This is a genomic window from Kitasatospora sp. NPDC096147 (assembly GCF_044763225.1).
GTDB lineage: Bacteria > Actinomycetota > Actinomycetes > Streptomycetales > Streptomycetaceae > Kitasatospora.
In genome coordinates this window covers 95515-114160 of record NZ_JBIWFX010000005.1, presented here as the reverse complement: position 1 = coordinate 114160, position 18646 = coordinate 95515, and the positions used below count along the sequence as shown (strand labels likewise).

Below are 18646 nucleotides of genomic sequence, written 5' to 3'. Positions count from 1 at the left end.
GTACGGGGGTGGGGAGGTGGGGAAGCGAGGGGTGGTCAGGTGTCGTAGTCGCCCTCCAGGCGCCAGCGGCCACCGGTGACGGCGAGCAGTAAGGCCCGGCCGTCGGCGACGGTGACCTGCATCCGGGCGGTGCGCCGGGCCTCGTCCGGGTCCCACCAGCGCTCCTGCTCCGGCCACGGCCCGGCCCAGCCCGTCACCTCCACGGCGCCGGTGCGCAGCACCAGCCGGGCCGGGGCGCTCCGGGCCTCGGCCCGCGCGGTGACCTCGACCTCCCGGCCCTCGGCGTCCAGCAGCCGCACCGGCACCGGCCCGGCCGGCACCCGGGTCGGGGACGGGCCGGGCAGCCGCCCCGGCCAGGGGCCGTCCGCCCGGCGCTCCTGGTGGGCGTCGCCCCAGGGGGTGCGCACCACGCGGTCCGCAGGAGCGCGGCCACCGGCCAGTTCGACGGTGACCGGGGCGGTGTGGCCGAGGATCGCCTGCACCCGGGCCACCGCCCGTTCGATCCGCTCGGTGGCCTCCTGGTCCCCGTCCGCCAGCGACAGCTGGCGGCCCGGATCGCGGACCAGTCCGTCCGGCACCAGCCGCAACGCCACCGCCCCGCCGGAGCCCTCGGCGAACACCCGCCGCTGCTGCCACGCCTGCAACTGCCAGCGCACCCGCTCGGCCACCGCCCCGACCGACAGCAGACCCTCGTGCCGCCAGGCCCGGGACGCCCGGGTCCCGTCCGCGCACTCCACCTCGATCTCCACCCGCCCGCAGGCCAGACCGGCCCCGGCGAGCCCGGCGTGCAGGTGCTCGGCCAGTGCCCGGGCCGCGAACACCAGCGGCTCCAGCACCGTGAACGGCTGCTCGAAGCGCTGCTCCACCGACAGGTCCACCCCGGGCGGGCGGGCCACCACCGGCCGGGCCTCCAGCCCCCGGGCCAGCCGATGTGCCGCCACACCGGCCCGGCCGAAACGGTCCGCGACACCGCCCACCGGAAGACCCGCGAACTGACCGATGGTCAGGACGCCCAGGCGGCCGAGCAGATCGGCCAACCCGGCCTCGGTCAGCTCCGACACCGGGATCGGCGCCAGGAACCGGGCGCTCTCCCCGACCGGCACGACCTGCCCGGCCCGGGCCGCCAGCTGCGCCGCGTACAGGCCGTCGGCGATCCCGACCCGGCACTCGTGGCCGACCGCCTCCACCGCGTCGAGCACCTTCTCCGCCAGCGCGTCCTCACCGCCGTGGTAGCGGGCCGCACCGGCGGCCGGCAGCGCCAGCACACCGGGGCGGACCACCTCCAGACGCGCGGCCAGGGCGCCCACCGCCTCCGCCACCGGCTCGAACAGCCCGGCCTCGGCATCGGCCCGGCGCTCGTGCACCGCCAGACCGGCGACCAGTGCGCGGGCCGAACGGGCCTTCTGCCCCTGGCGCACCCCGCCCCGGCGGGCGGCGGCGGAGGCGGCCAGTACCCGGCCGCGCTCGACCACCACCACGGGGTGCTCCGGGCCCGGCTCGGCGCCGAGCACGGCGATCACCGGCCAGTCCGGCACCCAGGCGGCCAACACCCGTGGGGGAGCGGTCTCCTGGCCGGTCTCGTCGCGGGCCTCCGTCACCTCAGACCACCGCCAGCGGGACCTGCGGCGCGTCGGTCCGGCGGTCGTGCGCGGGGCCGGGGTCGGGGCTGAGGCCGGAGCCGGAGCCGGAGCCGGAGCCGGGGGTGGGGGTGGGGGTGGCGTCGGAGCCGGCGGGGTGGACGACCCGGACCGAGCCTTCGCCGTCCGGCAGCCAGAGCTCGTGCCGCCGTTCCCGGGCCGCCGCTCCCCGGCCGCCGGCCTCCACCAGCAGGCGGCGGGCCCGTAGCCGGCCGCGGCCCTGGCCCAGGCCCTCCCAGGAGCGGGCGGCCACCCGGAGCCGGACCCGCGCGCCGGGCCACTCCCCGGACACCACCAGGGCGCACCCGCCGCGCCGGGCCACCGTGGTCAGCTGCTCCGCCACCTGCGCGGAGACCCGGCCGGACGGGCGCAGCAGCAGCACGCCGACGCCGTCGGCCAGGGCCGCCACGACCCGGGCCCACTGGTCACCGGCCTCCTCGACCACCACCAGCCGGGAGAGGTCGACGCCGAACTCGGCCGCCGCCAGCAGGCCGAGCCCCTCGACCCCGACCGCCGCGCACCAGGTGCCGCCGGTCGTCGCGGCGGCTACCAGGGTGAGCAGCAGCGCGGTGCCGCCACCGGTCACCGACACCACCGTGCCCGGGCGCAGGCCGCGCTCGGGAAGGAGGCCCTCCAGCGCGGGCAGCACCGGCACCAGCTGCCCGGGACGGGACAGCCTGAGCTGGGGTGCCAGAGCGGCGAGGGTTGCCTCCATGGCTCCACTTTCGAACAAACGAACGAAAAAGGGAAGCCGGGGTTCGACTTCGCCGTAATCGGTCACTCGTTCGATGGAGCGGCATTACTGCAGGTCATGCTGATGGCTCCGCGTGCGTGTCCCCTGACGGAAGCGGCTCGGGGCGGCCTCGGGCGACCGGCGAGCGGGCTGATGATGACGATCGAAGGCACGGGTGCGGGACGCGAGACGGGGGGCGGCGTGCTGCGCGACCCGCTGAGGGTGACGACAGGGCTCGGTAGGGCGGCGGCGATCCCCGGATTCCGCCGCCCACCGTCCGGGGGCGTGGGGCCCCCGCCCACCGCGCCGTGGGGGAGGTCCACGGCGACGCCCTGCGTCACGCCCCCGGCACCCTCGGCCGGGTCGAGCCCGCCGCCGGACGGCTTGACGGAGGGTCAGGTACGGGGGAGGTCGGCCGGGGCCGTTGCCCCGCCCGCAGCCGTCAGTCGGACCGGGGCCCGGCCAGGGCGGCCAGTCCCTCCGTACTCATGCGGGCGTAGTTGTCGAGGCCGTGTCGCCGGGCGATGTCCAGGGTCTCCTCCCAGAGTCGTCGGGCCTCTTCCGTCTCCCCCCGTTCGAAGCTGGTGCGCGCCATCGTCTCCAGGCTGTCGGCGACGTCTCCGTGACTGTCCAGCTGCCGACGGATCGCCAAGGCCTCCGTCAGTGCCTCCAGGGCCTCGTCCGTGCGGCCCAGACCGCGCAGGGAGTCGCCGAGGTTGGACAGGGCGATGGCGAGGTGGAGCCGGGAGCCGACCACCCGCCACTTGGCCGCCGACGAGCGGAAGGCGGCTTCGGCCCCGGCCATGTCACCGGACTCGAAGAGCAGGCCGCCGATCACCAGCAGATCCGCCGGGGTGCGGTCGGGGCCGTCGATCTGCTCGGCCAGGGTGGCGGTCCGCTCGGCGTAGGCGTTGGCCTGCTCGAGGTCGCCGGCCTGCTGGTAGGCGTTGGTGAGGTTGGCCAGCACCGTCCGCTGTGCCGCGGTGTCGCCGAGTTCGGTGAAGGCGCTCAGTGCGCTCTGCAGGTGCCGCAGGCTGAGGTCGGTGCGCTCGGCCATGCCGTGGGCCACGCCCAGCCGGCTGTGGAGCCAGGCCTGGCCCAGCAGGTCACCGGCGGCGGTGGTGGTGGCGAGCGCTTCGGTCAGGCAATCGGTCCACTCGCCCGTCCACCAGTAGGTGAGGCCGTAGCCGAAGAGCGCGGCTGCCAGCCGCCAGGAGAGATCGGGGCGGGACATCCCGGCGGCGGTCCGGACCACGGCTCGGAGGGCGGGCAGCTCGTCGATGTACCAGTCGAGTGCGGCCTGCTCGTCGGGGTGGTCGGGGAGTTCGAAGTCGTCCGCGCCGACGACGGCCGGGATCGGCAGTGCTTGGGGCAGCACCGTGGCGTTCGCCCGGGCGGCAGCGGCGGTGTACCAGCTCAGCAGCCGCAGCAGCGCCTCCGAGCGGAGCTCGGCCGGCTCGTCGGCCGAGGCGCGCTCGGCCGCGAACTCGCCGAGCAGGTCGTGGAACCGGTACCGACCGGGGCTGCTGACGTCCAGGAGGTGGGTGTCGACCAGGGTGTCGAGCACGTCCAGGGCATGGTCGACCGAGGTGCCGAGCAGGGCGGCGACCGACTCGGCGGTGTGCTGGTGGGCCGGCCAGAGGCCCAGCAGGCGGAAGGCGCGGGCGGCCTCGGGCTCCACCGGCCGGTCACCGGCCCGGAGCGAGTCGTAGCTGAAGGAGAAGACGTCCCGCACCGCCAGGTGATCGACCGTCAGGGCGCCGAGCCGGTCGGTCCGGCTCAGGCGTCGAGCCAACTCGTCCAGCTGCCACGCGGGGCGGTGGGCCAGCCGGCTCCCGGCGATCCGCAGCGCCAGCGGCAGTCCGGAGCAGGCGGTCATGATCCGGCCGGCCGCAGCCGGGTCGGCGTCCACCCGGTCCGCCCCGCAGAGCTCCCGCAACAGGCTGCGCTGCTCGAAGGTGTTGAGCGGCCCCAGCGGGATCCGGGCGGAGGACTGCAGCGCGGGGAGCCGGTGACGGCTCGTCACCACCACGGCGGAGCGGCCGGTGCCGGGGATCAGCGGGGCGACCTGCCGGGTGTCGCGGGCGTTGTCGAGGACGATCAGCACGCGGCGCTCGGCCAGCAGCGTGCGGTACAGGGCCGCACGGTCGTCGGTGTGTCCGGGGAGGGAGGAGCCCGGCACCCCGAGGTCGGTGAGGAACCGGCCGAGCAGGTCGTGCGGTGTCCGTGCCTCGGCCGTGCCGAAGCCGTGCAGGTCGGCGTGGAGTTGGCCGTCGGGGTAGTCGCCCAGGACGGCGTGCGCGGCGCGCAGGACCAGGGAGGTCTTGCCGATGCCGCCCATGCCGGTGACCACCACGACCCGCCCGGGGGTGCCCGGCTCGCCGGGGCGGAGGTAGAGCGAGAGGGCGTCCAGCTCCTTCTGGCGGCCGGTGAAGTCGGCAGCGAAGGCGGGGAGTTGTGCCGGTACGGGAGACGGGGGCGCGGGTGGCGCCGGCGCGTCCGGGGAGGCCGGGGAGGCCGGCCCGTCGCAGGAGAGGATCTCCTGGTGGGTCCGCTGGACGGCCTCTCCCGGTTCGATGCCGAGCTCATCGACCAGGGTGCTGCGCAGCGACAGGTACGCGGCGAGGGCGTCGGCCCGGCGGCCGGTCCGGTGCAGGGCCAGCATCAGCTGGCGGTGGAAGGACTCCCGCAGCGGATGCTCGGCCACCAGGGGGGACAGCTCGGCGGCCAGTCCCTGGAGGCGGCCGAGTGCGAGCTCGGCGTCGAAGCGCCACTCGAGCCCGAGCAGTCGTAGCTCCGACAGGCAGGTGCTCTCGGGGGCCGAGGCCAGCTGGGGCAGATCGGCCAGGGGAGCACCGCGCCACAGGGCCAGGGCGGCCGTCACCTCGGCGGTGACCAGCGGCCAGTCACCGTCCGCGTGCGCCTTCCGGGCGATCCGGAGGTGCTCGGCGAAGACGGTGGAGTCGAGCTCACCGGCTCCGACGCGGAGCAGGTAGCCGGCCGGGGTGGACTCGAGCCTGTCCGCCAACCCCGGGCCGAGGGCCCGGCGGAGCCGGGTGACGTGGTTGTGGAGCGAGGCGGCGGCGGTGCGCGGTGGACGCCCGTCCCAGAGCGTGGCCAGCAGTGAGTCGGCGGGCACCGGACGGTCGGTGGCGAGGAGCAGGCGGGCGAGCAGAAGGCGGTGCTTCTGACTGTTGATCACACGCGGCTCGTGGTTGTCGTGCACGGTCAGGGGGCCGAGCACGCCGAACGGTATGGGCATGTACTTCCCAGTTCAGAGTGGCCTGTTGGTCGCATGTTAGTTCGTTGTGGCCGGTCGTCCGCAGGATGAGGCGTGCCGGGGCCGTTGCCGGCAGCCGCTCGCCGGCAACGGCCCCGGCCAAGATCCAGGTCCACTCATGGGAGCCGAGCCGTGTCGAACGACTTCGAAGGCGTTGATGCCGGATGTGCCGATACCAGTTGGTCCGGAGCCCGGCCCGCCGACGGTTCGTGAGCAGGGCAGCCGGGACCGAACGGTCGGGCCGCACGGCGACGGACGCCCCGGTCGGCAACGGAAGGGGCGTGGGGCGCCTGGCCCTCGACCTCGATGACGGGAGTCGGGTGGACGCTCGCGGCACTGCCGAGGAGACAGCCGATGCTGCGGATCAGGCGGAGGGCCGTGACTGACGGGGATGACCGGTGGCCGGCCGTGGCCGTCTGCGGCCGGCCACCCTGAGGGGCGCGTGTCCGTGCGCCGGGCCGGCCGAACCCAGCGGTGCCCGGGTGACGGTGCGTCAGGCAGCGTGCCAGGTGGTGGTGGGTCAGGTGGTGCGGTGAGCGGTGGGGCTGACGCCGTGGACCCGCTTGAAGGCCGCGCTGAGGGCGAACGGGGTGGAGTAGCCGACCTGGCGGGCGACGGTGGCGAGGGTGGTGGCCGGGTCGTGGAGCAGGTCGGCGGCCAGGGCGAGGCGGCGGGTGGTGAGGTAGGCCATCGGGGACTCGCCGACCAGGTCGGTGAAGCGGCGGGCCAGGGCGGCCCGGGAGACGCCGGTCGCGGAGGCCAGACCGGCCACCGTCCAGGGGCGGGCGAGGTCGGAGTGGAGCAGGCGGAGGGCCTGGCCCACGACCGGGTCGGTGTGCGCGCGGTACCAGGGTGGGGCGTCCGAGTCCGGGCGGTCGAACCAGGCCCGCAGGGTGCTGATCAGGAGGAGGTCCAGCAGCCGGTCCAGGACGGCGTCCTGGCCGGGACGGTCCCGGCCGACCTCCTCCCCGAGCAGGGTGGTCAGGGGTGAGTCGAGGGAGAGGGAGAGCAGCGGCGGCAGTGCGTCGAGCAGGCTCCGGCTGACCTCGCCGCGCAGTTGATAGGTGCCGCTCACCAGGACGGTGGGGCCGTCCGGGGTCTCTCCCCAGGTGCGGACGCCCTGGTCGCGCTCGGCGCAGAGCTCCTCCCCGTCGAGGGTGGTGGAGGTCTGGTCGGGGTGGATCACCACGCTGGGCGGGGTGTCGGGGGAATCGGCGACGGTGTACGGGGCCGGGCCGCGGGTCACGGCCACGTCGCCGGGGCGGAGCAGGACGGGAAGCCCGGGAGCGGGAGGCGGGACGGGGCCCGGGGCGGCGTCCGGGGAGGGGGATGGGTCGGGGACCACCCAGGCGGTGCCCGAGATCGGTATCAGCAGGGTGAGCGGGGCCCGGTCCTCGATCCGGATGGACCACGGCGGGGTGAGCACGGAGCGGAGGAGGAAGGCGCCCCGGGCACGGGGACCCGACAGCAGTCCGGCGAGTGCGTCCATGGACGCCGAGTGTAGACGCGCGCGTATGGCGGGGAGCGGTGCGGCCATGGTGCGGTCGGGGGGTCGAACGGTTGACTGGTCGCCAGAAGGACGTGGAAGACGGCGGACGACGTAGGGGGAGACGACATGGCTTGGTTCAGGTCTGCGGTACTGCTGGCAGCGACGCTGACGATGGGGTTGAGCGCGGGGCTGTTCTTCGGCTACGCCTGCTCGGTGATGCCGGGCCTGGCGAAGGCGGACGACCGGACCTTCGTGGAGACCATGCAGCGGATCAACGTGGCCATCCTGAACGGGTGGTTCCTGACGGTGTTCATGGGCGCGCTGGTGCTGGCGCTGCTGGCGGTCGGGCTGCATCTCGGGGCGGGGCAGCGGGGGCCGCTGCCGTGGTTGGTGGCGGCGGCTGTGCTCTACGTGGTGCTGGTGGTGGTCACCGCGGCGGTCAACGTGCCGCTCAACGACCAGCTGGCGGCGGCCGGTTCGCTCGACCGGATACCTGATCTGGGCGCGGTGCGGGAGCAGTTCGAGACGACCTGGGTGCGGTGGAACACCGTACGGGCGGTGGCCGGCACGGCCGGGTTCGGCTGCTTGGTGACGGCGTTGGTGCTGAGCGGACGCACCACGGGCTGAGGGGAGGGGAGGGGGAGCGGGCTAGAAGACGGGGGAGGTGGCGGCGCGGAGCTGGCAGCGATTGCCGAAGGTCCTGGACCACTTGACCGGGGACCCCTGCCAGACGCCCTCGGCGGTGGCGGCGACGGGGGAGTAGACGGCGGTGCAGAGCGTGCCGGCGGCTCCGCGCAGGCGGTCCGGGTCACCGTCGGCTGCGGCGAGGGCGGTGCAGGCGGCCTCGGGGGCCGCGTGGGTGCCGCTGGGGCGGCCCGAGCAGTTCAGCGTGGTGAGGTCGGGGGTGGGGGAGACGGTCTCACCCTCACTGACCGTCAGGACGAGGGTGGACTCGGCCGGTTGTGGAGCGAGCGGTCGAGCCTGGGCCGGGACGACGGCCGGTGCCGCGCAACAGGCGGCGGCCAGGCCCAGGACGACGGGGAGCAGACGGCGAAGGGTCATGGCGCCCAGCCTGACCACGGTCGCCCGCAGGCGCCAAACCGCTGTCCCCCACAGGGGTGAGGTCGGACTCGATCGGATGACGGTGCGGCGTGGGGCCCGGGCCGTGGGCGTGACGTGCCGTCAGGTGGCCCACCGGGGCGCGTCGTTGATGGCGGTGATCCGCAGGTCGGGCAGGCGGACGGTGAAGAGGACCTCGCGGGAGCCGCCCTCGTACCAGGTCTCGGTCACCGAGACCGTGTGCGCGCCGGGCGACGAGAGAGTGGCCGGCGCCTCGCGCAGGGACCAGCTGCGCGGGATGCTCCGCTCCCGGAAGACCGGATCGGCGCCGCCGTGGATGGCGGACCAGGCGTCCAACTCCGCGTTCAGCGGCGGGGAGAGCGTCCGGGCCCGGATCTCGGCCGGGTACTCCTCGATCTCGCCGAGTGCGGCGAGGCGGTACTCGGAGAAGAAGGAATCCACCTCGCCGAGCGGCGTCCGGGCTGCGGGCGCCGCCGCGGCGGGTGCACCGGCGGCGGTGATCGGGAGGAGGAGGGCTGCTGCGGTGACGAGCTTGACGTATTTCCTCATGGCAAAGACTTCACCATGAATTGGTAAAACATGAAATCGCTCGCCCGAGTGAATTCGGCCATCGGGGGAGGTGGGAGGGCAGGGGGTGACGGGGCGTCAGCCGGCCTGCGGGGAGGGCCGACCGGGGCCCGGGGTCCCGGCGAAGGCCTGGGCGATCGGCAGCCACGCCTCGGCCACCGGGCCCGAGACCCGCAGCGCCAGTTCGTCCCGGTGCCGCCGCTGGGTGACCAGCAGGCAGAAGTCGAGGGCGGGCCCGCGGACCGAGTCGGCCGCGTCCTCCGGTCCCCAGAGCCACGGCTCGCCCGAGGGCGCGGTCAGTTCCACCCGTACCGGCGCCTCGGGGGTCGGCAGCCCGTGCAGGGCGAACGCGAACCCCATGGTCCGCACCCCCAGGTGGGCCACGTGCCGCAGCCGGGCCGTCGGCTCCCGCAGCACACCGAGCGCGTCGGCGACGTCCTGGCCGTGCGCCCAGGTCTCCATCAGCCGGGCGGTGGCCATCGTGGGAGCCTTCATCGGCGGCCCGAACCACGGCAGTTGACGACCCGAGGCGGCGGCCTCGGCCAGTGCCTCGGCCAGCTCGGCGCGCCCGGTCCGCCAGCGGGCCAGCAGCTCGACGGGCGGCTCGCCGACGCCCTCGGCCGCGCCGGCCTCCACCGGGTCGTCGCCGACGGCCAGCAGTTCGGTGAAGCGGTCGCGGAACTCCTCGGGCTCCCGGCAGGCCAGCAGTGACCACCGGTCGGTCCAGGCGAGATGGGAGATCTGGTGCGCCACCGTCCACCCCTCGGCGGGGGTCGGGGCGGCGAACCCGGCGGCGTCCAGCGGGACGACGAGGGCGTCCAGCGACTCGGTCTCGGCGCGCAGGTCGTCCAGCAGGGCGGTGGCATCGGCCACGGGAAGCTCCTCGAGTCGGAGTCGGAGTCGGAGTCGGGGTCGGTGACGGAGGCGGGGAAGGTAGCGGTGACGGAGGAACGGGGGAGCGGGGCGGCCGACCGTGAGGGCGGACCGCCCCGCACCCGACCGCCCCGCGCCCCGGGTCAGTTGACCTGGCGGTCGCGGCCGGTCCAGTACGGCTCGCGCAGCTTGAACTTCTGCAGCTTGCCGGTGGTGGTCCGGGCCAGCTCGGTGCGGAACTCGACCGAGGTCGGCGCCTTGTAGCCGGCCAGCCGCTGCTTGCAGTGCGCGATCAGCTCGGCGGCCAGGGCCTCGTCCGCGCCCCCGGAACCACCTCCGGAACCCCCCTCGGAAGCGCCTCCGGCAGCATCAACGGGAACACCTCCGGCAGCGCCACCGGCGCCGTCCCGCAGGACCACCAGTGCCTTCACCGTCTCGCCCCACTTGGCGTCCGGCACTCCGATCACCGCCACCTCGGCCACCGCCGGGTGCCCGTAGAGGCAGTCCTCCACCTCGATCGAGGAGACGTTCTCGCCCCCGGTGATGATGACGTCCTTCTTCCGGTCCGAGACCGTCAGGTAACCATCCGTCAGGGTGCCGCCGTCACCGCTGTGGAACCAGCCGTCCCGGATCGCCTCCGCCGTCTCGACGGGCTGCTCCCAGTAGCCGGTCATCACGGTGTTGGAGCGGATCAGTACCTCGCCCTCCTCGTCCACCCGCAGCTCCGTGCCGATTGCGGGCGATCCCTGCCGCACCAGCCGCTCGGCGCGCTCCAGCGGCGGCAGGTCGTCCCACTCGGATCGGCCCCGGTTCACCGTGGCGATCGGCGAGGTCTCGGTCAGGCCGTAGATCTGCATGAACTCCCAGCCGAGCTCCTCCTCGACCCGCTGCACCACGGAGGTGGGCGGCGGCGCCCCGGCGACGATCATCCGCACCCGGTCCCGGCCGGGCACCGGCCCGTCCCACTCGGCTGCGGCCGCCAGCACCGAGGCCACCACGGCGGGGGCACCGCAGAGGAAGGTGACGCCGTGCCGCTCGATCCGCCGCAGGATCTCGGCGCCGTCCACCTTCCGCAGTACGACGTGCTGCGCGCCCAGGCCGGTGAGGGCGAACGGCATGCCCCAGCCGTTGGCGTGGAACATCGGCAGGGTGTGCAGGTAGACGTCCCGGTCGTTGGCGCCGAAGTGCAGGCCCATCAGCACCGCGTTCAGCCAGAGGTTGCGGTGGGTGAGCTGGACTCCCTTGGGGCGCGCGGTGGTTCCGCTGGTGAAGTTGATCGTCGCGGTGTCCGACTCGGCGATCTCGTACCGCACCGGCTCGTGGTCGTGGTCGTACAGCAGCGCGTCGCTCTCCGTGCCCAGCACGAAGCGGTGCTTGACCGCCACCCCGGCCAGTGCCTCGTCCAGCTCGGGGTCGACCAACAGGGCGGTGGCGCCGCTGTGTTCGACGATGTAGGCGACCTCCTCGGCGCGCAGCCGGAAGTTCACCGGCACCAGGATCCGGCCGTGGCCGCTCACCCCGTAGAGCGAGGTCATCAGCCGGGCCGAGTTGTGCGAGACGATCGCCACCCGCTCGCCGGGCCCGATGCCCAGCCGGTCCAGTCCGGCGGCCTGGGCCCTGGCCAGTGCGGCCATCCGCCGGTACGTCAGTTCGCCCCAGGACTCGGCGGGTTGGAGCGGCTCGTCGACGACTCCGACCCGGTCGCCGTAGACCGTCTCGGCCCGCCGTAGGAAGTCCATCACGGTCAGTGGAGTCTGCATGGGCACACTCTGCCGCGCCGACCGTCGGGCCGACAGGGGGCGTACCCCGTCCGGCTCACCTGCCCCGTGCGGCGCTCCCGTCGGGGCGGGCGTTCGGGGCCGACTCCGTCAGATCGCCGCACCGCGCCGACCGCGGCCCTGAGCCTCGCGCCCGGGGCAGGTCGGGGGGAGGGGGGAGGGGCGGACGCCACCAGGTCCCGGCCGACGGAGCAGTCGAGGCGCGCCGGACGGATGCCCGGCCGAACTCCCGGGTCAGCGCCCGGTGGTGACCGCTTCCCGAGGTGCTGCTCGGCGAACTGGACGCCGCCACCCAGTGGTTCGGGAGGGCCGTGCCCTCCGGCATCGTCACCCACACCGGGCCGTTGCTCTGGCCGATGGCCGACTCGGCCCGGCTGCTCCGCTTCCACCGGGACCGGAGTGCGGACGTACCGGACGAGCCGACCACCGCCGTGGTGCGCCGCGCCGCACCGCGCTGCGCCGCCGCCGCTGGGGCTCCCGGCGGAGCTGGTCGGGCAGCGAGTGGCGGTGGTGGTCTGCTGCTGAGTCGGCGACCCGGAGGGGGAGAGCGCTGAGTCCGGGAGGCGTACGGGGAGGCGAAGTACCGGCGACTGCGGGCGCTCAAGCGGGTCCGGGGCCCGGATAGCCTGTTCCGGCGCAATCAGAACATCAGACCGGATCCGCCAGACTGAGGAGCCATCAGGTGCAGCAAGCTTCCTGGGCCGAACTGACCGCCTACCGCTCCCGACTGCGGGGCTGCCTGCTCGGCGGTGCGATCGGGGACGCGCTGGGCAATCCGGTGGAGTTCCACTCGCTGGACCGGATCCGGGCCGAGCACGGCCCGGCCGGGGTCACCGGCCTGCTGCCCGACCACGAGGGGGTGGTCGGGCGGATCACCGACGACACCCAGATGACCCTGTTCAGCGCCGAGGGCCGGCTGAACGGCTACTGCCGCTCCCGGGACCGGGGCATCAGCGGAGCCGAGGGCGAGCTGGTGCTGGACGCCTACCTGCGCTGGCTGGACACCCAGGACTTCCCGGCCCCGCCGCCCGCCGAGGGCCTGCGGCACCGGGCCGGGGAGCTGCGGAACGAGCCCTGGCTCTACGCCCGCCGCGCCCCCGGCAACGCCTGCCTCTCCGGCCTGCGGGTCCGTCAGGTCCCGGCCCCGCACCCCTACGCGAAGATCACCGGTACTCCCGGCCCGATCAACCCGGACTCCAAGGGCTGCGGCACCGTGATGCGCTCGGCGCCGTTCGGCTTCACCCTGTCGGGGGCCGAGCACTCCTTCCAACTGGCGGCCAACTGCGCCCAGATGACCCACGGTCACCCCACCGGCTACTACGCGGCCGGGGCGTTCGCCGCGATCGTGAGCTTCCTGGTCGACGGCGAGTCGCTGCCCGGCTCGGTGCTGCGCACCCTGGAGCTGCTGGCTCGCTACCCGGGCCACCAGGAGACCTCCACCGCACTGCGCCGGGCGGTCGAGCTGGCGGAGGAGGGCGAGGGCAGCGCCGAGCAGGTGGAGCGCCTCGGCCAGGGCTGGGTGGCGGAGGAGGCACTGGCCATCGGGGTGTACGCGGTGCTGGCCCGGACCCGCCCGCAGGTCTACCGGTACGGACAGGGCCCCACGGTCTGCGAGCCCTCCCCGCCGCGCACCCCGATCGAGGCGGCCTTCCTGCTCTCGGTCAACCACTCCGGCGACAGCGACTCCACCGGCTCCATCGCGGGCAACCTGCTCGGCGCACTGCACGGCGACGTCCGCCTCCCGCAGCACTGGCTGTCGAAGGTCGAGGGCCGGGCGGTGATCGCCCGGGTCGCCGACGACTTCGCCGCCGAGGTGCTGCGGGGCGAGCCCCGGCCCTGGGAGCACTGACCGGCTGCTCAGCCGGCAGACCGGCAGACCGGCAGACCGGCAGACCGGGCCAGGCGGCCAGGCGGCCAGGGGGCCCGGCGGGGGCGCAGGCAGGTGCACTCCGAGGAGTGGACCTGGAGGCGATCACTCCGCCGGGCGGGTGACGGGGGCTCATGGGCCGTACCCGGACTGCCGATTCAGGTGGAGTCCCGTACCGACCTCGGAGGACTTCTCTCATGCGTACGACTCTTGCCAAGATCACCGCTGCCGCCGCCCTCTGCGGCTGTGCCCTCGTCATGGGCGCGGGTGTGGCCTCGGCCCATGACTGCCGTCACTCGCACGGCTCGCTGGCGGTCGGCGGCAACGCCGTGACCAAGGGCGACGGCTCCGCACTGGCGGTCGGCGGCGACGTCGACGCGGCCGGCAACGCGGGTGCGGTGGGCGGTGACGCCTCGGGCGGTGCCGGGGCCGGTGCGGTCGGCGGCGACGCCATGGGCGGCGAGTACGCCGGTGCCGTGGGCGGCGACGCCTGGGCCGAGGGCCCGGCGGCGGCCGTCGGCGGGGACGCCGAGTCGATCTGCGACGACGCCTTCGCCGTCGGCGGCGACGCGATGGGCTACTGAGCGACCGTCAGCTGAGCCAGTGACGCCCGAGGCCCGGCCGGTGATCCGGCCGGGCCTCGGTGCTGCGCCTCCCCCGCTCACGGGGGTGGAGCACGGGCGGGATTCCGTCAGGTCGCGGACCCGGCCGCCGCGCCGGTCCTGAGGTCGGCACCCCAGCGGGCCAGCTCCGCGTCCAGGTCGAGCGCGCGCATGCCCGCGCCGTCCTCCGGGGAGGGCCACTCCTCGCGCGGGACGCGCCACATCACCTCGAACTCGATGCCGTCCGGGTCCTTGGCGTAGAGCGACTTGGAGACCCCGTGGTCGGTGGCGCCGACGATCGAACCGGTGGCGCTCAGCTTGGTGGCCATCTCGGCCAGCTCGCCGAGGGTGCCGACCTCCCAGGCCAGGTGGTAGAGCCCGACGCTGCCCCGGGCGGGGGAGGGGGCCTGCTCGCCGACCGCGAAGAGGCCGAGGTCGTGGTCGTTCAGCGTCTCGGCGGCGCTCAGGAAGGCGGCCCGGCCGGGGATCTCGACGTCGACCTTGAAGCCGAAGGCGTCGGTGTAGAAGGCGACCGAGCGCGCCACGTCGCGGACGTAGAGCACGGCGTGGTTCAGGCGACGGACTGGCATGGGAGCTCCTCCTCCGGAAATCTGGTTCAAATTTGAACCTGACATACCCGAAGGTACACCTTGGTTCGAATTTGAACAACTGGGTAGGATGGCGGCATGGACGAGCCCCGGTGGTTGGACGATGAAGAGATGGCGGCCTGGCGGGGCTTCGTGGTCGCGAGCAATCTGATCGAGCGCCGCCTGGAGCAGCAGCTCAAGGAGAGCGCGGGCCTGTCCCACACCCAGTACGAGATCCTCGGCCAGCTCTCCGAGGCCCCCGGTCGCTCGCTGCGGATGACCGACCTGGCCGACCGCCTCGTCACCTCCAAGAGTGGCCTCACCTACCAGGTCACCCAGCTGGAGAAGGCCGGGCTGGTCAGCCGCCGCTCCTGCGCCAGCGACGTGCGCGGCGTCTTCGCCGAGCTCACCGAGTACGGCTGGCAGGTCCTGCGCGAGGTCGCTCCCGGCCACGTCGCCACCGTCCGCGAGGCCCTGATCGACGTCCTCACCCGCGAGCAGCTGGCCGTGCTGGCCGAGGGGCTGGGCGCCGTCAGCGAACGCCTCCGGGCGGCCGACCGCTGACGGCGGCTCAGCGGGTGGGCCGGATCATCACGGTCAGTTCGGGCGAGTGCGCGGTGGCCGCCTGGCGGTTGACGGCGCGGTAGCCCCAGTCCTCGTAGCGGCGCCGCACCCGCCCCTCACCGGCCAGCGGGTTCACCATCAGGACGGTGCGGCCCTCGGGGCGGGCGGCGAGCAGGGCGTCGTGGATCCGGCGGGCCGTCCCGGTGCCGCGCCAGGGGGTGCGGACGCCGATCTCCCGCAGGGCCAGGGCCGGCGCGGCGGTGAAGCCCTCGGGCAGCGGGTCGGCCAGCCGCTCCCAGAACGGGTCCCCCGGTCCCACCGAGGTGGCGTACGCGTACCCGACCGGCTCCCCGTCGTGCCGGCCGAGGACCAGGGTGAAGCCGGGCTCGGCGGCGTGTCGTTCGAGGCGTTCGGTGAAGGCGGTCACCGAGTAGTTCGGCAGGTGCAGCAGCGGGGAGCGGACGTCGGCGTACGCCGTCAGCAGGTCGCGACGGGCGGCGGGGGTCAGGGTGGAGTGCCGGTGCAGGGTGACGGTCATCCGCCGATTCTCCAACGGCCGTGCCGCTGCGGCGGGGTGACGGGTCGTGGTCTCCGCCGGCCAGGTGGTCGTGGCGGAGTGACGGGTCGTGGTCTCCGCCGGTCACGCGGTCAGGGCAGGGTGGCGGCCCGGACGCAGAGCACGTCGGGGAGGTGGGAGACGAGCTGCCGCCAGCTCTCGCCCTCGTCGGAGGAGCCGTACACCTCGCCGTTGCGGTTGCCGAAGTAGACGCCGGCCGGTGTGCCGTCGTCGGTGCACAGGGCGTCGCGCAGCACCACGCCGTAGTGGTCCTCGCCGGGCAGGCCGGTGGCCAGGGGCCGCCAGGTGGCGCCCGCGTCGGTGGTGCGGAAGACCCGGCAGCGGCGGTCGACCGGGAGGCGGGCGTAGTCGGCGTCCAGCGGGAAGAGGTAGGCGGTGCCGCCCCGGTGCGGGTGGGTGGCCAGGCCGAAACCGAAGGTGGCCGGGAGGTCGGCGCCGATGTCCTGCCAGCGGGCGCCCGCGTCGTCGCTGCGGTAGACGCCGCCGTGGTTCTGCAGGTAGAGCCGGTCCGGGTCGGCCGGGTCGGCGGCGATCTTGTGCACGCACTGGCCGAACTCCGGGTACTCGTCGGGCAGGAAGGAGGCCCGGATGCCGGTGTTGGCGGGCTGCCAGGTCTTGCCGCCGTCGGTGGTGCGGTAGACCCCGCCGGTGGAGACGGCGACGGTGAGCGCGTCCGGGCTCCGACGGTCCGTCAGGATGGTGTGCAGGCCCTGGCCCCCGAAGCCGGCCGCCCAGTCGGCCCGCTGCGGGTGGGACCAGAGGGCCTCGTCCAGGGTGAAGCTCTCGCCGCCGTCGGTGGAGCGGAAGAGGGCGGCGGGCTGGGTGCCCGCGTAGACCACCCCGGGGGCCTCTTCGCCCGCCGGGTGGAGCTGCCAGACGCGCTCCAGCGAGGTGCCGGTGTGCTCGGGGAAGCGGACGGCCGGCTGTGCGGGCTCCTGCCAGCTCGCGCCGAGGTCGTCCGACCACCAGACGGACGGGCCCCAGTGGCTGCTGTCCGCGCCGACCAGGATGCGCGGGCGCTCCGGGCGGTGGTCCACGGCCACCGAGTAGATCGCGTTCATGGCGAAGTGCGGTCCGGTGAAGCTCCAGCTCCGGCGATCCGGACTGCGACCCAGGAATAGGCCCTTCTGGGTCCCGACGGCGAGCAGCGTCTCGGTCATGGCGTACCACCCGGGGATGAGGTCGTTGGCGGCGCCAGTCTGCTCCGGGTGGGCGGCGGGTGCACGTCAGCGCGCCGGGAATGAGGGCGGGAGGGCAATGGTTTATGATTCAACAAGAACGCGAGAGGAGCAGTACCGATGGCCACCAAGACCGACGTCCGCCGTGCGGCCGACCGCTTCCACACCGAGGCGGGCTGGCTCGACTCCCGCCACTCCTTCTCCTTCTCCCGGCACTGGGACCCGGCCAACACCCACTTCGGGCTGCTGCTGGTCTCCAACGACGACGTGGTGGCCCCCGGAACCGGCTTCGACACCCACCCGCACCGGGACATGGAGATCGTCACCTGGGTGCTGGAGGGCGGTCTGGTGCACCAGGACTCCGAGGGGCACAACGGCGTCATCTACCCGGGCCTGGCCCAGCGGATGAGCGCCGGGGCCGGCATCCTGCACAGCGAGAAGAACGACTCCTGGACGCTCACCGGGCAGCCGGAGCACCGGGACCCGGTCCGCTTCATCCAGATGTGGGTCATCCCGGACACCGCCGGGATCGCCCCCGGTTACGAGCAGCTGGACATCAACGACCAGCTGGCCCAGGGCGGTTGGACCACCCTGGCGTCCGGGATGGGCAAGCACGCCAGTCAGCGGGCGATCGGCATCCGACAGAAGCACGCCGCGCTGCACGTGGCCCGGCTGCGGCCGGAGGAGACGGTCACGGCGGCCACCGCGCCGTTCGTCCACCTCTTCGTGGCCAAGGGCGAGGTCGCCCTGGAGGGCACCGGCCTGCTGCACGAGGGCGACGCCGCCCGGATCGGCGCCGCCGAGGGGCAGCGGATCACCGCCGGGGCGGCGGGGGCCGAGGTGCTGATGTGGGAGATGGACGCGGCGGTCAGCTTCTCCTGAGCCAGGGTCAGCCCGGGTCAGCCCGGGTCAGGCCGGTGCGTCGCCGGTCTCCGCCGGCCCGGGCCGGCTCCCGGGGCGACCCGGGAGCCGGCGGGGGCGGCGGCCGGACCGGACCACCCGGGTCAGCCGGCGGCCCAGCAGCAGGTAACCGAGGAGGGCGCCGGTGGTGTTGAGCAGCACGTCGTCCACGTCGAAGGCGCGGCCGGTGATCAGGGCGCCCTGGACCAGCTCGACCAGCAGCATCACCGCCGCCGTCCGCACCAGCACCCGGAACGCTCCGCGCGCCTTGGGCCAGAGCACCGGGAGCAGCAGGCCGAACGGCACGCCCAGCAGGACGTTCCCGCCCACCTGCCGGGCGGCGTCCAGCGTGGTCGCGCGGGTGAGGTAGTGGTGGAGCGAGTCACCGGGCCGCAGATTGCTGTGGACCTGGCCGACGGCACCGGGCACGGGCACCAGGGTGACCCGGGCCAGGGCCGCCGCGAAGGCGACCGAGGCGAGGAAGGCGGCGGTCAGCACCAGCCAGCGGGCGGCGACCGCCGTCCAGCTGCGCCGGTGCCCGGCCGGGTCGGCCGGGCCGGGCGGGCCGTCCAGGGGTGCAGTCGGGGGCATGATCGGGGTCGGTTCCGCAGTCGGGGGAGCGAGGTCGGGGGCGACCCGGGCCGGAGCGGTGGGCTGCTTCCCGGCACCTGTCCCCGGCCGGGAGCGGCGCAGCCCGCCCCACGCCCGCTGTGAGCTGCCGACCTGCTCCGTCATGGCCACCCCTCCGGTTCCTCCGTGCCGAGGGCAGCCGTCTACCCGGATCGCCGGGAATCACGCCGGCCGGCTCCGGTCCGCGCCGGTCGCCGGGGCCGCTCGGGGCCGGACGTCGTCAACGCCCCTGCCGGCGAAGGCCGGTGGTCCGACCCGGCGCGCGGGACCGCAGGGGGCCGGGGTGGAGGTCCGGCCCGGGCGC

At 74.5% G+C, this 18646-nt stretch carries 18 protein-coding genes and 1 pseudogene; 7 read left to right on the top strand and 12 right to left on the bottom strand.

Annotated elements, in window-relative coordinates:
• Positions 1-35: 35 nt before the first annotated feature.
• From ACIRBX_RS18160 to ACIRBX_RS18145, 4 genes are all read right to left on the bottom strand, one after another.
• Positions 36-1598: a DNA polymerase Y family protein gene (locus tag ACIRBX_RS18160; RefSeq protein WP_402297801.1), complete on the bottom strand. Its 1563-nt coding sequence runs from the start codon at positions 1596-1598 to the stop codon at positions 36-38.
• Position 1599: 1 nt separating this feature from the next.
• Complete coding sequence (locus tag ACIRBX_RS18155; protein ID WP_402297800.1) at positions 1600-2352, bottom strand: hypothetical protein; 753 nt, start codon at positions 2350-2352, stop codon at positions 1600-1602.
• A gap of 460 nt (positions 2353-2812) precedes the next feature.
• Entirely contained in the window at positions 2813-5632 is a 2820-nt protein-coding gene (locus ACIRBX_RS18150) for a BTAD domain-containing putative transcriptional regulator (protein ID WP_402297799.1), read from the bottom strand.
• A gap of 538 nt (positions 5633-6170) precedes the next feature.
• On the bottom strand, positions 6171-7139 hold the full coding sequence (locus ACIRBX_RS18145) for an AraC family transcriptional regulator (protein WP_402297798.1): 969 nt from the start codon (positions 7137-7139) through the stop codon (positions 6171-6173).
• A gap of 126 nt (positions 7140-7265) precedes the next feature.
• On the opposite strand from ACIRBX_RS18145, the gene ACIRBX_RS18140 reads away from it, so the two are divergent.
• Entirely contained in the window at positions 7266-7766 is a 501-nt protein-coding gene (locus tag ACIRBX_RS18140) for a DUF1772 domain-containing protein (protein ID WP_402297796.1), read from the top strand.
• Positions 7767-7787: 21 nt separating this feature from the next.
• On the opposite strand, the gene ACIRBX_RS18135 is transcribed toward ACIRBX_RS18140, so the two are convergent.
• The 4 genes from ACIRBX_RS18135 to ACIRBX_RS18120 all read right to left on the bottom strand — a co-directional run bounded on the left by ACIRBX_RS18135 (position 7788) and on the right by ACIRBX_RS18120 (position 11419).
• Positions 7788-8201 (bottom strand): SSI family serine proteinase inhibitor, encoded by a 414-nt coding sequence (locus tag ACIRBX_RS18135; protein WP_402297794.1) that lies wholly within the window; start codon positions 8199-8201, stop codon positions 7788-7790.
• Between the two features lie 120 nt (positions 8202-8321).
• Complete coding sequence (locus ACIRBX_RS18130) at positions 8322-8768, bottom strand: hypothetical protein (RefSeq protein ID WP_402297792.1); 447 nt, start codon at positions 8766-8768, stop codon at positions 8322-8324.
• Positions 8769-8864: 96 nt separating this feature from the next.
• On the bottom strand, positions 8865-9659 hold the full coding sequence (locus tag ACIRBX_RS18125; protein ID WP_402297790.1) for a TIGR03084 family metal-binding protein: 795 nt from the start codon (positions 9657-9659) through the stop codon (positions 8865-8867).
• Between the two features lie 143 nt (positions 9660-9802).
• On the bottom strand, positions 9803-11419 hold the full coding sequence (locus ACIRBX_RS18120) for an AMP-binding protein (RefSeq protein ID WP_402297789.1): 1617 nt from the start codon (positions 11417-11419) through the stop codon (positions 9803-9805).
• Between the two features lie 281 nt (positions 11420-11700).
• Here ACIRBX_RS18120 and ACIRBX_RS18115 point away from each other — a divergent pair, with 281 nt between their 5' ends.
• The 4 genes and pseudogenes from ACIRBX_RS18115 (at position 11701) to ACIRBX_RS18100 (ending at position 13888) form a co-directional block, all read left to right on the top strand.
• Positions 11701-11991, top strand: coding sequence for a hypothetical protein (locus ACIRBX_RS18115; protein ID WP_402297787.1), 291 nt, complete (start codon positions 11701-11703; stop codon positions 11989-11991).
• A 15-nt stretch (positions 11992-12006) separates the two neighbouring features.
• Positions 12007-12108: pseudogene (locus ACIRBX_RS18110) on the top strand (hypothetical protein); the annotation flags it as partial.
• Between the two features lie 11 nt (positions 12109-12119).
• A complete protein-coding gene (locus ACIRBX_RS18105; RefSeq protein WP_402297785.1) occupies positions 12120-13286 on the top strand; it encodes an ADP-ribosylglycohydrolase family protein in 1167 nt (388 codons plus the stop codon).
• A gap of 215 nt (positions 13287-13501) precedes the next feature.
• Positions 13502-13888: a hypothetical protein gene (locus tag ACIRBX_RS18100; RefSeq protein ID WP_402297783.1), complete on the top strand. Its 387-nt coding sequence runs from the start codon at positions 13502-13504 to the stop codon at positions 13886-13888.
• 107 nt (positions 13889-13995) lie between these two features.
• On the opposite strand, the gene ACIRBX_RS18095 is transcribed toward ACIRBX_RS18100, so the two are convergent.
• Positions 13996-14496 carry a VOC family protein gene (locus tag ACIRBX_RS18095; protein WP_402297782.1) on the bottom strand — a complete coding sequence of 167 codons (501 nt, stop codon included), beginning with the start codon at positions 14494-14496 and terminating at the stop codon, positions 13996-13998.
• A gap of 96 nt (positions 14497-14592) precedes the next feature.
• On the opposite strand from ACIRBX_RS18095, the gene ACIRBX_RS18090 reads away from it, so the two are divergent.
• Complete coding sequence (locus ACIRBX_RS18090; protein ID WP_402297780.1) at positions 14593-15057, top strand: MarR family winged helix-turn-helix transcriptional regulator; 465 nt, start codon at positions 14593-14595, stop codon at positions 15055-15057.
• Between the two features lie 7 nt (positions 15058-15064).
• Here ACIRBX_RS18090 and ACIRBX_RS18085 read toward each other — a convergent pair whose 3' ends face one another.
• Complete coding sequence (locus tag ACIRBX_RS18085; protein ID WP_402297778.1) at positions 15065-15595, bottom strand: GNAT family N-acetyltransferase; 531 nt, start codon at positions 15593-15595, stop codon at positions 15065-15067.
• A 110-nt stretch (positions 15596-15705) separates the two neighbouring features.
• The gene (locus ACIRBX_RS18080; RefSeq protein ID WP_402297776.1) at positions 15706-16794 is read right to left on the bottom strand and encodes a WD40/YVTN/BNR-like repeat-containing protein; all 1089 of its coding nucleotides are present in this window, start codon (positions 16792-16794) and stop codon (positions 15706-15708) included.
• Positions 16795-16932: 138 nt separating this feature from the next.
• Here ACIRBX_RS18080 and ACIRBX_RS18075 point away from each other — a divergent pair, with 138 nt between their 5' ends.
• On the top strand, positions 16933-17694 hold the full coding sequence (locus ACIRBX_RS18075; RefSeq protein WP_402297774.1) for a pirin family protein: 762 nt from the start codon (positions 16933-16935) through the stop codon (positions 17692-17694).
• 27 nt (positions 17695-17721) lie between these two features.
• On the opposite strand, the gene ACIRBX_RS18070 is transcribed toward ACIRBX_RS18075, so the two are convergent.
• A complete protein-coding gene (locus ACIRBX_RS18070; protein WP_402297772.1) occupies positions 17722-18447 on the bottom strand; it encodes a VanZ family protein in 726 nt (241 codons plus the stop codon).
• Between the last annotated feature and the right edge of the window lie 199 nt (positions 18448-18646).